The 14,470-nt window shown below is 47.0% G+C and carries 9 protein-coding genes; 8 read left to right on the forward strand and 1 reads right to left on the reverse strand.

What is annotated here, in order from left to right:
• The first annotated feature begins 246 nt into the window (after window positions 1-246).
• Genes K7P76_RS30835 through K7P76_RS30850 form a run of 4 tightly spaced genes read left to right on the forward strand, consistent with a single transcriptional unit; the run spans window position 247 to window position 4,570 of the window.
• The gene (locus K7P76_RS30835; RefSeq protein ID WP_232189946.1) at window positions 247-1,269 is read left to right on the forward strand and encodes a LacI family DNA-binding transcriptional regulator; all 1,023 of its coding nucleotides are present in this window, start codon (window positions 247-249) and stop codon (window positions 1,267-1,269) included.
• A gap of 33 nt (window positions 1,270-1,302) precedes the next feature.
• Complete coding sequence (locus tag K7P76_RS30840) at window positions 1,303-2,613, forward strand: sulfatase-like hydrolase/transferase (protein ID WP_232189947.1); 1,311 nt, start codon at window positions 1,303-1,305, stop codon at window positions 2,611-2,613.
• A gap of 37 nt (window positions 2,614-2,650) precedes the next feature.
• A complete protein-coding gene (locus K7P76_RS30845) occupies window positions 2,651-3,436 on the forward strand; it encodes a nucleotidyltransferase domain-containing protein (protein ID WP_232189948.1) in 786 nt (261 codons plus the stop codon).
• A gap of 36 nt (window positions 3,437-3,472) precedes the next feature.
• Window positions 3,473-4,570: an SGNH/GDSL hydrolase family protein gene (locus tag K7P76_RS30850; RefSeq protein ID WP_232189949.1), complete on the forward strand. Its 1,098-nt coding sequence runs from the start codon at window positions 3,473-3,475 to the stop codon at window positions 4,568-4,570.
• 1 nt (window position 4,571) lies between these two features.
• Here K7P76_RS30850 and K7P76_RS30855 read toward each other — a convergent pair whose 3' ends face one another.
• Window positions 4,572-5,738, reverse strand: a complete 1,167-nt coding sequence (locus K7P76_RS30855) for a GntR family transcriptional regulator (RefSeq protein WP_232189950.1) — start codon at window positions 5,736-5,738, stop codon at window positions 4,572-4,574.
• Between the two features lie 361 nt (window positions 5,739-6,099).
• Between K7P76_RS30855 and K7P76_RS30860 the strand changes: the two genes are divergently transcribed.
• The 4 genes from K7P76_RS30860 to K7P76_RS30875 all read left to right on the forward strand — a co-directional run bounded on the left by K7P76_RS30860 (window position 6,100) and on the right by K7P76_RS30875 (window position 14,402).
• Window positions 6,100-7,431, forward strand: a complete 1,332-nt coding sequence (locus K7P76_RS30860; RefSeq protein ID WP_232189951.1) for an ABC transporter substrate-binding protein — start codon at window positions 6,100-6,102, stop codon at window positions 7,429-7,431.
• 77 nt (window positions 7,432-7,508) lie between these two features.
• Window positions 7,509-8,408 (forward strand): carbohydrate ABC transporter permease, encoded by a 900-nt coding sequence (locus K7P76_RS30865; protein WP_232189952.1) that lies wholly within the window; start codon window positions 7,509-7,511, stop codon window positions 8,406-8,408.
• A 15-nt stretch (window positions 8,409-8,423) separates the two neighbouring features.
• Window positions 8,424-9,251 carry a carbohydrate ABC transporter permease gene (locus tag K7P76_RS30870; protein WP_232189953.1) on the forward strand — a complete coding sequence of 276 codons (828 nt, stop codon included), beginning with the start codon at window positions 8,424-8,426 and terminating at the stop codon, window positions 9,249-9,251.
• 135 nt (window positions 9,252-9,386) lie between these two features.
• Entirely contained in the window at window positions 9,387-14,402 is a 5,016-nt protein-coding gene (locus tag K7P76_RS30875; RefSeq protein ID WP_232189954.1) for a discoidin domain-containing protein, read from the forward strand.
• The last annotated feature ends 68 nt before the right edge of the window (window positions 14,403-14,470 follow it).

Genomic DNA, 14,470 nt, shown 5'->3' on the forward strand with positions numbered 1-14,470 from the left:
ACGATACGAATTTCGTTGTCATGTTCTGGGGCCCGACGGGAATTCCGCTCACTTCGACGATAGTCGATTTCGATTGGGAGTGTCGTTCGTAAGTTAAGGGCACGGGAAAGGATAAAGTCGAGAAACGAGCCGTGCGCCATCATCTAATATTCAGCAGATGGCGCGGCGGCCGTTGATTCGCCGAAAATTGGTAGTCTGCGTAATCATTATCTATAATAGAGGTAACAAGTTAAAGGGTGAGGTCTCATGTCCATACACGAAATCGCCAAGCGAGCGGGCGTCTCCATCGCCACTGTCTCGTATGCACTGAACAATAAGAAAAAAGTCAGCAAAGAAACGCGTGAGCTCATTATGAGCATTGCAGAGGAACTGAATTACGTTCCGAATTCGCTCGCTCAAGGACTGTTGGCAAAAAAGACGAATATTGTCGGCTTAATCGTACCGGATCTTTCCGTGCCGTACACGTTAGCCATCATTCGCCATCTCGAATATTACGCTCGGAAGAATAGCCTGTATCTTCTTCTTGGGCACACGGACGGGCATTCGAGCACGTTGCTGAGCATTGTGGACAACTTCATTAATAAAAATGTGGACGCAGTAATACTTGCCACGGGACTTGCTTTTAACCAGGAAGAGAATATGCATAAAGTGATCTCGCGCATTCAGAAATTTAAAGTGCCGTTGGTCATTATGTCTCCGCTTCGTTCGCTTAACAGTCACAAGACAAATTTCGTAATCCCGGATTTGGAGGATGGATCGTACCAGATAACCCGTTATCTTCTGGATAACAATCTGAACAAGATGATCTATTTCGGCGGCTACCCTTCGGATTATTTAACGGAGATTCGTTACCAGGGCTTTGGAAAAGCGCTTGAGGAATCGAATATCCCTGTAGGGCCGAACGTGTTTCAGGAATGCGGTTATACATTTCATGACGGATATCGGGCGATCATCCGATTTTTGGAGGACGGCAATTCGCTCCCGGAGGCAATCGTGACGATCAATGACACAGTAGCGCTGGGCGTTTACAAGGGGTTGAGGGAAAAGGGAATTCGCGTTCCGGATGATGTTTCGCTCGTTGGATACGATGATATCGAGCTTCAAGCGCTGGATTTCATTCCGCTTACGACCGTTAATATTCCTGTTGATGAAATGAGCAAGCTTTGTATAGATGGTTTAATGAAATGCAGGGAAGGAAAAAACTTGACCTTTCAGTATTCGTTGAAACCGCAAATAGTCGTTCGGGATTCCGTAAAAACTCGACTATAGATACAAACGAAACCTCCATGGGGAGAGAATATATTGAAAAGGCCGAACTTTATTATTATCTATTGCGACGATTTGGGATATGGCGATTTGGGTTGCTACGGTTCTGATGTCATCCAAACGCCGCATTTGGATCAATTGGCAAGCGAAGGGGTGCGATTCACCGACTGGTACTCTAATTCGCCTGTATGTTCGCCTTCCCGGGCGTCCCTGCTAACGGGCAAATATCCGGCCAAAACCGGAGTATGCGAAATTCTTGGCGGAAAACGGGGAACATCCGGGCTGCCGGATGATCAGACAACTCTCGCGAAAGCGCTTCGATCCAGCGGTTATAGAACAGCCTTGTTCGGAAAATGGCATCTTGGCGTATCGGCGGATAATAATCCGAATACCCATGGTTTCGATGAATTTTTCGGATTTCTTGCGGGATGCGTGGATTACTATTCGCATATTTTTTATTGGGGACAGGGCGATGGAATTAATCCTGTCCATGATTTATGGCATAACGATCAGGAAGTATGGCTTAACGGCAGTTACTTGACGGATGTAATTACGGATAAAGCCGTACAGTTTATCGGGCAGCAAGAGGAGCAGCCTTTCTTCATGTACGTTCCGTACAATGCGCCGCATTATCCGATGCATGCGCCTGCTAAATATGTAGACCGATATCCCGGACTGCCGCCGGACCGTCGCATAATGGCTGCGATGATTTCCGCTGTCGATGATGGCGTAGGCGCGATAATGGAACAATTAAAGAAAACCGGGCATGCCGAGAGTACCGTTATTTTTTTCTCCAGCGATAACGGTCCGTCCACTGAATCCCGCAATTTTCTTGACGGCACTGAAGATCTATACTACGGAGGCAGTGCAGGTATTTTCCGAGGACACAAAGCGAGTCTGTTCGAAGGAGGCATACGCGAACCGGCGATTCTGAGTTTTCCTGCGTATGTTTCAGGCGGGCAGGTGAAGTCCGAACCGTTTGCGATGATTGATATTTTCCCGACTTTTCTGAAACTGGCAGGGGTAGTGCCTGATAGCGGCTGCAGTAGTCTAGACGGCTTTGATGTCATGCCCGTTCTCCGCGGTGAAGCTGAAATGAGAGAACGACAAATCTTTTGGGAATATAACGGACAATCGGCTATTCGCGAGGGGAATTGGAAGCTTGTGTTGGATGGTAAGCTCGATATTTCACGAACGGCTGCAGAGCCCGTTCATCTATCTGATCTAAGTGTCGACCCTAGTGAACAAATCAATCTTATGCATCAATATCCTGATGTGGTTTCGAGGCTTCGGCATGATCTGCACAAATGGTTGGTCGAAATTCGCGGTAAAATAGACGTTATGTGAAACCCGCAAGTACAAAATGCTAAACCGAGGTGTTTCTGTGAAAGAACATCATAAACAAACCATATCGAAATTAGTAAATGAAATGAAAAATGATAGTCGATATCTAGCCTTAATAATAGGCGGTTCTATAGCAAAAGGGAGAGAACTCGAAAATTCGGATGTTGACGTTATTGTTATAGCTACAGAAGAAGAATTCAAAAGAAGACAAGAAACTAAGGAATTTCATTACTTTCGAACAGATTTATCTGATTATCCTGACGGATATATCGATGGTTCGGTAGTTGATATTAATTTCCTGCATGAAATTGCAGAGAGAGGAAATGAACCTTCGAGAGCAGCTTTTATAGGTGCGTTTATTGCATTTTCCAAAATCCCAGAACTCGAGAATGTAATAAGCAAAATAAGAGAATATCAACATAGTGAACAAGAGCAGAAGATACAGTCATTTTATGCTCATTTGGAAGCAATGCGTTGCGGTATTCCAGAGGCAGAAAAACGAAACGATAAATATTTGCTTATGTGGGCAACTAATGAACTGGTGATGTATGGAGGCAGGATGATATTAGCACATAATAAAATTCTATATCCATATCATAAATGGTTTATGTGGGAGTTAAGAAATGCGAAAGAAAAGCCGGATAACCTAATAGAAATAATCGACACATTACTTGAAAAGCCATCCAGTGAACATTCGGAACAATTTTGCAAAGCCATTTTAGATTTTAGAGACTGGGAGAAGCCGCCTGAAGGTTGGGTGTCAAGATTTCGGGAAGAAAGTGAATGGCACTGGAGAAAGGGAAGTGCGCCAATTAAGGATCAATAAACAAATAGATCGTTAATTGAAAGGAAACATGAGCGAATGATGAATGAGCAAATTTGGAAACATAGAGGACCTCTCCGGAATACACAGCAAGCGCTGGACTCCGGTACGGTACGATTGGGATTTATCGGCGGTTCGATTACGGATGCCAGAACGCGCCATAACTGGCCCGAGCCCGTCATTGCATGGTTTAAGGAGCGTTACCCGCATGTACGGTTATTTATAGAAAATGCCGCCATCGGGGCGACGGGCAGCGAACTGGCCGTGTTTCGGGCCGAGCATGAATTGATCGAACGGGAATGCGACCTGGTTTTTGTGGATTACTCCGTGAACGACGAAGACGAACCGAGTGAAAAAAGGATGCGTACAAGGGAAGGGCTTCTGCGAAAATTATTGGTTGACGGCCGCAGGGATGTCGTGATCGTCCATACGTTCCGCCAATCCTTCTACCGCGAGATGAGCGAAGGCGGAACGCCTGCGTCCGTCGCGGATTTCGAAGATCTGGCGGAACACTATGGAATAGGTTCGGTAGGGATGGGGATGCACGCGCTCGAAGAGGTGCGGCGGGGAAGGATGCGCTGGGAAGAATGGCTTCCTGACGGCTTGCACCCGACAGAGAGAGGAAGTTTGAGTTATGCCCGAAGCGTAATCGCGTTTCTGGAGAACGAGCTGTCGGAGTCGCGGCATGCCGTTAAGCCGGACGAAAAGTTTTCGCTGCCGACTCCGCTTAATCCGGACAACTGGGAGAAGGCTTCAAGTTTGCCATTGTCCGAATTGGAAACCGAAGGACCTTGGGTCATCCGACGTTGGCCGCATTTGGAGTGGATGGATCAGGTGCTTGAAACATCGGCAATCGGCGCGAAGTTAAAATTCAGCTTCGTGGGCCGGGGCTTGTCGTTGGGATTTGACTTCGGCAAAACTTCCTCGGAGCTCCGGTATCGCCTAGATAACGGACCATGGGAGATTTCGGTTCGGGAGCGTCCTGACTGGTGCGGTAATGACGGCTGGTACAGGATGTATACGGTAGCGGAGGACTTGATCTACGGGACGCACGAATTTGAAATGGAAGTCATACACGGCGATAGACCCGATTGCAAGGGAACCAATTGCCGGTTAGCGCTTGTCGGTATCCTTTAAATTATCGTATTGCTTTCACTCTGTTTGGCGCGGTCGATTTTCGCACGATAAGTTTGGTTGGGAGCAGTATTTTTTTTCTGTCTTGTTTGGGGTTATCGATGATCGAAACAAGCAGTTTGGCTGCTTCCATTCCAAGTTCTTTCTCTTGTTGGCTTACGCAGGTCGGAGGAATGCTAGATAGGGCCGATAGTTCATAGTTATCGAAGAAAACGACGGATAAATCTTCAGGCACGCGAAGCCCAAGCTCTGTGGCTGCTTCGATGAGGGTCAGTCCGACCGCTGAATTAATCGCAAATACAGCCGTCATCTCAGAATTTTTCTTGAGAAATGCTTGCATTTCACGCTTTACGTCTTCATTGGCACTCCCCTCTTGTAAAATCGTATTTACTTGTTCGTTATCGAAATGAACAAGACGAAGGTTGTGGTTTACGTGAATGTTATGGTCAGCCAAAGCTTTCTCGTAACCGCTTAATCGGTCTTCTATACTGGTTGTTCCTTGGCAGGATGTTGAAATAAATCCAATTCCTATATGCCCTAACTCAACAAGATGAGAGGTTGCTGCACGCGCGCCCTCTACATTATCGGAACAGACGCAATTCGTTTCGACGCCCCTCAGATAACGGTCTAAAACAACAAGCGGAAATTCACTTAACGTTAACCGTAAAATCTCATCGCTATAAGTCTCTCCTTCTACAGGGAAGATAATGATCCCTTTTGCACCGAGCTGTACGACTTCCCGCAGCATCTCTTTTTCGATTTCCAAAGAATCAAGAGTTCGGCAAAACAACAGGCGGTAACCTTGTTTGGACAGCTCGCTTTCAACGCCGCTAAGCAATCGGGCAGTAAACATATTTTCCAGACGGGGCATGAGATAGGCAATCAACGGTTTACTTGAAAGGTTTGCAGGGTCGGGACGGTAAATAAGCGGTTCCCCGGAAGGGGTTGGAGATATGAAGGAACCTTTACCTTGCACCCGGAAAATCAAGCCTTCCTCAATGAGCTCGGAAAGCGCATTTTTCACAGTTATCCGGCTGACTCCAAATTGGTTGGCCAACTCATTCTCGGAGGGAATCCGGTCGTTAGGAAGCCATATTTTCTGGGTGACCTGGTCCTGGATATATTTGCGGATTTGGGTGTAAAGCGGGATTCGTTGCGAAGCTTTAGCCATCGTTTGTTTCGCTCCTTAATGCAGGTAACTAATTTTTATAACAAATATACAACTTGTTAAACTAGATGTACAGGGATCTTAATTGATTTTCAGTTGTTGTTGGTGTAATTATTCATGATTTTCTCTAATTATTATTCTATTTGAAATAGTTCTTTACACTCCATTTTTGAAGTGGTATATTCGTTATATACAATAATACTAGTTGTATATTTGTATAAATATCGGAGGTGATTGAGAAATGGTTGGGGAATGGTTGTTGGATTGATGGATAGACACCTGCCAACCGAAACAAAAATGAACTTTATAGAAAGCGATTACATTCGCGAGAGGCAATCATTCAAATTGAAGGGGTGTACGAGAAATGACAATCAGAAAACAACGGTCCAAATGGCTCGTTTCCGCGCTTTGCTTCGTCCTATTATTTTCCTTGGCTGCTTGCGGCGGCACGAAGGATGAAACGAAAGAAACGCAGCCGAGTACGGGAGAGTCCGCATCGACGCAAGAGGCAAACACGGAGCCCGTCACCATTACTTATTCTACATTCAGAGCTGAAGATGAGCAGATTTTCAAGAAATTAATCGATAAGTTCCAAAAAGAAAACCCTGGGATTACTGTGAAATTCGATACGAACAAGGACGCTGGCGCCTACTACCAGACGCTGAAAGCTAACATAGCTTCAGGACAGGCTCCAGATGTTTTCGATCTGCATCCGAATACGAACTACACGGATTTCGCTAAGGACGGGGTCATTGCCGATCTGTCGGATCAGCCATTCGTGGCTAACTATCAGGACGGGCCCAAAGCGCTAACAACCATTGACGGTAAAATTTACGGATTTAATCATGCGGTCAACCTGATCTGCGTGATCTATAACAAGGAGATATTTAAGAATCACAATGTTGACGTGCCTAAGGATTGGAATGACTTCGTTAGTATTGTGAATAAGCTTAAAGCCGAGGGCGAGGGCGGAATTGCCTACGCCGGAGCCGATGTGAAGGCTGTTTGGTTATTCAACGCCATTGCCAATGAACTGATGAGTCCTGCGGACTATAAGGCGTTTGCTGAGGGAATAGACAATGGCAGCATTAAGACGATTAGAGATAATGTGAAGATCTATACGGCTCTGAAGACTCTATCCGAATACAACAAACAAGGTTTGTTGTACACGAATTCCGATGGGGTGAAGTATCCGCAATCGTTGTCGCTTTTTGCTCAAAAGAAAGCCCCTATGGTTATTATCGGGACTTGGACTTTCGGAACCAAGGAGACGGATTATCCGGGGATCGATGTAGGCATTTTCCCGATTCCTACGCTTGAAGGAACACAAGTCGGTTATGCGGAACCTGCGCAGATTTCCGTCGTGAATGCAAAGTCGAAGCATATCGAAGCCGCCAAGAAATGGGTGAATTTCCTGGGCTCGCCTGAGAACGCTACCTTCTATGTCAATAATGCGAAAATGACGACAACCGTCAAGGATGTAGAGGCGAATTTCTCGGGCGCAGATATTCTTGCGGCCCAGATGGAAAAAGAAGTTCATGTTTTTCCGATCTTCGCCACTCCGAACATGGAAAGCTATCAGGTGGACTATGAAGAAATGAAAACGAACATTTTGTTCAAAGGTGCAGATGTGGACAAGGAAATAGCCGCCTTCGAACAATTGCTTAAGAAGGCAGATCTTAAGAATGTAAAGTAATAGAATGATGTTTAACCCTATGATGCAGGCTCCTGATGGCATGCATCATAGGGCCTTAATTAAAGGAGTGTTGTATTGTGCAGAGCAGCCTGAGAAAGAAATTATCTACCTATAAGTATGTGCTGATTATGCTTCCGGGACTTATAGTGTGGTTCGTTCTTTCGATATGGCCTCATCTTGAGGTATTCCCGCAGGCGTTTTATAAATGGAATGGGTATTCTCCGAACAAGGTGTTTGTCGGATGGCAAAATTTCGAAACCTTCTATCGGAGCTCCGCATTCAAAGATGGTTTATTAAATACGGTGCTGTATGTCCTGTTTCTGTTCGTTATTCAGACTGTCCTCTCGGTATTTCTTGCGGTCGTATTGAAAAGAAATACGAGACAAAACCGATTTTTTCGCACGTTTTTCTTTTTGCCGCTCGTATTTTCGTCGGTCATGGTAGGCTTGACCTGGGGTTACATGTTCGACCCCAATCTGGGTATGTTGAATCAAATCTTCAGTGCACTCGGAATAAAAAGTCTTGAATCGTTTAATTGGCTCGGGGAACCGGTAAGGGCCATTTTTTGCATCGTGATGGTGCATATCTGGGCGAATATTGGGTATCCATTGACCATCTTGACTGCTGCGCTTCAGACGATACCCGAAGATTTGTATGAAGTGTCCGAAATAGAGGGGGCAACTTCCATGCAGCAGTTTCGTAAAGTCACGTTGCCGCTTCTGATGCCCGCATTGCTCAGAATTACGCTATTAACGGTCGTGACTGGCGCTTTGGCCGTCGATTATATCCTTATCCTTGGCTCCAGTGTGGGATCTGCAAACGAGTTCGACACCTGGGCCGTGAAAATATACCAAGGGCTTTTGGGGTCGAATTTAGGGCTTCCATCGGCAATTGGCGTATTTCTTGGAGCCATTCTCTTTATCGTTTTTCTGATTCAGTACGTCGTCACCAAAAAAGTGGAAGATTCGATTCATTAAAGGGGGGGATAAAACTTGAGAAAAAGAAACGTAACCGGCAGCGTTGGCGGAAGGCTGGTCGTATATGCTTATGCGCTGTTTCTTATAGCGCCAATCTATTTTATTATCGTAACCTCATTGAAAATGGCAGGGGAGGTAACGACAAACCCGCTTGGTTTACCTGAATACCCAATTATTGGAAACTTCGTTGAGGCATTTACTCGGGGGAACATTGCCAAATACAGCTTTAATAGCGTTATTATTACGGGTTCGGCAGTTATACTGAGTCTCTTAAACGCAATTATCGTGTCCTTCTGCCTGCATAAAATTGCCCACAAGAAAATCGGAGTGCTCTTCTATGCGATTATTATGGGCAGCATGCTCATTCCAGGCGTAGGGTTCGTAACCTTGCTGCAGCTGTACATGAAACTCCATCTCTATAATAACCTTCTTGGTCCGATCCTAATGGGGGCTACGACAGGCCTGCCGTTTAATGTGTTCATATTGGTAGGCTTTCTGCGGACGCTGCCGAAGGAAATTAGCGAAGCGGCAACAATTGACGGCTGCAACGACAGGCAGCATCTCTTTCTTGTGCTGCTTCCGCTTATTAAGTCGGCCCTTGCTACCTTGGGAATATTTGCGTTCGTGAGCAACTGGAACAGCTTGCTGGGACCATTAATTTTGCTGAAAAATAAAGAGCTCTTTACCATTCCCCTCGGGCTGCTCGATTTCAGGGGTACTTATACAGTGGAGTACAACTACATGTTTGCCGCTATTCTGATCACATCCGTTCCGTTAGTCGTCATTTACCTTAGATTTCAGAGTTATTTTGTCGAGGCATTATCGGGAGGTGTGAAGGGCTAAGTTGAATTGATCGATACATTCTTTGATGCATGGAGATTGGCGCAATCTTTCGCTAATCTCTTCCTCATCTATGAAAGCGTTCACTATGTTTTGATAGCGTTTACTATGCATTCAAATCGAAAGGGGACCAATGAGATGAAAAAGCCAATGTCCACGATCCTTGTTTGTTTGATGATGGCAATACTGCTCATTCCGTTTTTCTCGATTTATAGTGTGCAAGGTACGGCGGTTGCCGCACCTCCGTTAGGAGATTCGCTCAAATTAATCGTGAAGAACGATGGAAGTACAGGCAACCATTATCTCTACAGAAGTTTTTCGAATTCGTCTTATACGTTTCAAACCGGCGATTATCTCGAATACGATGTAAGCATTGATCAACGGGTCGCGGGCATCGGAGGGCTCGATATTTTGACGACAACAAGCCAAAATCTCAGAGATTCCGGCTTGACGGATCAGAACGGTCTTTCCGGCCATACTGCAGCTGACCTGTCCGCTTATGCTTATAAAAGCGTTTACCATAGAAAACTTGCTATCCCAAGTTCCTTGACTGGCAAGACAGTCGCTAAATGGTTCGCAGCCGGCGAGGCTGATAATCCTTTGTATGTCTATGCGGCGCGTTACGATAATATCTCGATCACGGATGGGAGTGGAACGGTTCGGAAGGTCGTTTACCGCAATGCTGCGGACGCCAATTTGAATACCGTAGAACTAAACGCTTATACTTCGTCATCCTCCCTGGCAAAGGTTGTTGACAACCTGGACAAAGAAAACATAGGCACAGCTCTGCGATTGGCGGTTACCAATGATGGCACCGTTAATAACCACTACTTATATCGTAGCTTCTCAAATCAAGCCTACACTTTCCAGACCGGAGATTATATCGAGTATGACACCCAGTTGGAAAACTATTCAGCGGGGCTGGGAGGCATTGATGTCACGACTACGGACAGCTTCAATTTCAGAGATGTTGTTTGGACGGATCAGAATGGAATTTACGGTCATCCTACATCGGACATATCCTCTTTGGCCTATAAGGACTGGTATCATCGGAAGCTTGCCGTTCCCGCTTCCATGATCGGTAAAGTCGCTGCGAAATGGATGGCAGCCGGAGAAAACGACGACCCGAATAACGTTGGAATTGCGTATTACGATAACATCGTGGTAACGGACGGCAACGGAAACGTCAAGAAAGTGATATTCAAAGAAGCATCTGATGCTACTCTGAATACGGTTGAACTTTCTGCTTATACGTCCGCTTCGGCCATGACAACGATGATTCCGACCGCTCTCTATGGAATCCCTCAAGCGAGCTCATCCTACATTACCGGAGACCCATGGCTGCAAGTAGGCGGGCCTAAAAATGTGGAAGACGGAAGCCTGACCGGATATTGGCACTCAAGAGCAGCTTCTCCGAATTGGGTTGAGATCGATTTGCAGGGGATTTACAATATTAAGCGGTGGGCGGTATGGCACTCCTCTTCTTTCAACGATTTGCCGGCGTATAATACGCGCGATTTCAAATTGCAGACGAGTTTGGATGGAGTCACTTACACTGATGCCGCAATAGTAACCGGCAATACCGCCGGCATAACAGATCTGGATGTGAACGTGAATGCCAGATATGTGAGGCTATATATAACAAAGGGTACGCAGGACGGCTATGACGGTTTCGTGAGAATTCGCGAGTTTGAAGTATTCTCCTCCTCGGAAGCGAGCATTTCGATGAATAAACCCGTAACGGCCAGCTCCTTCCAGCTTGGAGTAGAGCCGGCGAATGCGGTGGACGGATCGTACAATTACTGGCAGAGCAATGCTCCTTCCCCGAACTGGTTAAGAGTCGATCTGGGCAAAGTATATAAAGTTAAGCGGTGGGTCGTTTGGAATGCTTCCGTCCGAGGCGATCCGGCAGCCTATAATACAAGGGCATATAAGTTGCAGGTGAGCAGCGACGGAGTGAATTTCACCGATGTAGATACCGTCACGGGCAATACGGCTGCCGTTACCGATCGGAATATCGAAGCGGTTGGAAGGTACTTCAGACTTTACATTACGGAGGGCACGCAGCCCGGTTCAGATGGGTTCGTAAGACTAGTGGACCTCGGGCTGTACGGAGACCTCTATGGGAAGGATACGCCTGTCACCTCAAAGAAAATCGTCACGGCCAGTTCGACAGACGCGGGAACGCTGCCAAGCAGCGCGGTCGATGATAATTTGAGCACGGGCTGGCGTTCATCCGGAACCGGAACCCAATCGCTAACTGTGGATCTCGGACAGAAGCATACGCTCGACAGGTGGGTCGTTAAGCATGCAGGCGCCAACTGGGGGAACGATCTAAACAATACGAAGGATTTCAAGCTTCAGGTCAGTAACGACGGGACGACTTTTACGGATGTTGATACGGTTAGCGGGAATACGGAAAAAGCGACGGATCGCGGTTTCGCTTCCGTAGTCGGCAGGTATGTGAGATTAAACATTACGCAGGGCACTCAGACCGGGGGGGACGGCAAAGCGAGAATTCAGGAATTCAGAGTTTACGGCTCGCCAATTTCCGATGTCCCGAATCCGGGTGTTATTACGACTCTGTACCCGACCGACGATATCGTTATTGCATCGTACAATGTTACGGCGGCTCCGTATAATGCCGACAGCACCGGTGTAAACGACGCAACTTTAGCTATACAGAAAGCTTTGGACGATTGTTACGCAACCGGCGGTGGAGTGGTGTTCATGCCGGCTGGCAAATACAAAATAACGGATTCTCTCTCTATTCCCGCACATGTGACGCTGAGAGGCGATTGGCAAGATCCGGATGCAGGGACGAACTACGGAACCGTTATTATGGCGAATGTCCCTAGCAGCACACTGGAACTGCCCGGTTTGATCCGGATTGGCGGCAGCGGTGGGCTCAAAGGAGTCACCATTTATTATCCCAACCAGTCTGCCGCAAGTCCGGTTTCTTACCCTTATACGATAGAATTGCCAGGACGTGCTTATCATGTCGAGGATTACATGCATCAAACGGTGCAGAATGTTACATTGCTCAACTCGTACCGGGGCATCAGTGCCTACAGATCCAATACTACAGCCTATCTATCCGTCGGGGAAGAGTACTACTTCAACAACGTCAAGGGCACTGTGCTCAAACAGGCGATGAGGCTATACAATTCTGCAGATGTAGGCAAGGTCGTCAATGTCAAGTTTAACAATTCCTATTGGGCCGATGCTCCCGCAGGGTTTAACCCGCAGAGCCGAACAGCCTTGGACACCTTCACCAGAGCGCAGGGCAAGGGATTGGAAATAGGCGATATCGAGATCAGCGAGTTTTACAATATATCGCTACATGATTATCAAATAGGCGTTCATGTTGTCAACGGATCCCGGACGGCCGGCAGCGGAACCTTTTTCGGGCTTGACGTCCAAAATAGCAACGTAGCCTTGAAGGTAGACTATCTGGCGAGTCCCCAAGTCGGATTCGTATTTTCGAACTCCACTTTTAAGGCCAATCAGGGAACGAATCCGGTGGCTGTGCAGTTGAACAACAATATCCCTGCGCCATTTATTTTCAACAATTCCACGATTGGCGGAGGAGCTGCTACCGCTTTGCAATTGACGACAAGTTCCTTTGTCAGTCTCAACAATTGCACATTCGACAATTGGACCGGAATTTATGCCATCACTGCGAATAACGGCTCATTAACAGTTGAGGGCAGCACGTTTACGCCAACGCTTACCTCATCGAAGAAGGCCGTCAACCTGTCCGGTTCGCTTTCATCGGCTGCTTTGCTCGGCAATACTTTTACCGGCAGTTCTACCTTCTTTTATGATAATTCAAGCGCTGGGGATGTAAAGGTGCAGCATACCGGATATACTTTCGCCCAGCATGGCGTGACCGGACATACGTTCAAAACGTCGCTTCCCAAACCGCCAAATACGAACATTTATAACGTGAAGACCGCTTACGGCGCGAAGGGAGATGCGGTAACGGACGACACGGCGGCCATACAAAACGCGTTGAATGCTGCCGGCACTGCTGGCGGGGGAACCGTGTTTTTACCTGCAGGACAATACAAAATCAACACGCACCTGACCGTTCCCGCCAACGTAGAGCTTAGAGGGGTTGAGGATGTGCCTCATAAGGGCGATGCAATGGGCTCGGTGTTATCCGCATATGAAGGACGCAGAACCGCTACGCCGGACAGCGATACGGCTTTTATTACGCTCAGCGGAACCAATTCGGGAGTAAGGGGCCTCACGTTTTACTACCCGGAACAAACGAATAGCATTAGTCCGTCGGGTACGTTCATGACTTATCCGTGGGCGATAAGGGGAAATGCGAGCGGCGTATATGCGATTAATTTGAATTTCGTAAATGCCTACAAAGGAATCGATTTCGGTTATACAACAGGTTCCGCTGACAATCACTACATCAGTAATGTGAAGGGAAGTTCATTTAAAAATGCCATTGCGATTGGAAACAGTTCGGAAGGCTGGGTGGAAGACACGCTCTTCAACGCGGGATACGCGGTCAGAACGACACTTCCCAATAGAATCCGTGAGGAGTACGTTTTTGATTTCATCTTCCCGTTTACATGGAGCGAACAAACCGGTTATTTGATCGGCAAAACGGACAATGAGCATATGCTGAACAACTTTATATTCGGTGCGAATACCTCTTATAAATATGTGGCGCAAGGGGGAAGCGGCGGCAATGTAACTGCGATCAATAATTCTGCGGACGGAGCGTTTAACTATATCGTGGTTGATGCCACCGGGACGACCGGCCTGAATGTCGTTAATTCCCAGACATCTACGTATTTTGCAAACTCGAGGCATATCCAGATGAATGGCGGAACCGCCAAGTTTTTCAACTTCACCAGCGCGAAAGTTTTTTACGACAACCCGGGCATCACCGTGACAGGCGGGAATTCGGTATTCCAGGGTATTTATTACCCGGGTCAGAATGTCATTACGGGAGGCACGACCCAGTGGAATAGCGTCTGGTTCCAAAATCCGGGCGGCACAGGTGCGCAGTTAACCGTTTCGCCAGGCGTCACCGGATCAAGTATCTCGGGGTCCGCAGGCAAGGACGTGCTTAACATCGTCAACAATGCAGGCTCCGGCATGGTTTTAAGCAACAATATCAAATATTGACGGGAAAGCAACAAGGAGTGAACAAGATGACTCCATCAAACCGTCACGTCATGATGAAAAATTGATTC

Source organism: Cohnella silvisoli (assembly GCF_021190915.1).
GTDB classification, from domain to species: Bacteria; Bacillota; Bacilli; order Paenibacillales; family Paenibacillaceae; genus Cohnella; species Cohnella silvisoli.

Coding starts and splice junctions, on each gene's coding strand:
- K7P76_RS30835 (WP_232189946.1), top strand. CDS start 247: ATGTCCATACACGAAATCGCCAAGCGAGCGGGCGTCTCCATCGCCACT.
- K7P76_RS30860 (WP_232189951.1), top strand. CDS start 6,100: ATGACAATCAGAAAACAACGGTCCAAATGGCTCGTTTCCGCGCTTTGC.
- K7P76_RS30875 (WP_232189954.1), top strand. CDS start 9,387: ATGAAAAAGCCAATGTCCACGATCCTTGTTTGTTTGATGATGGCAATA.
- K7P76_RS30855 (WP_232189950.1), bottom strand. CDS start 5,738: ATGGCTAAAGCTTCGCAACGAATCCCGCTTTACACCCAAATCCGCAAA.
- K7P76_RS30850 (WP_232189949.1), top strand. CDS start 3,473: ATGATGAATGAGCAAATTTGGAAACATAGAGGACCTCTCCGGAATACA.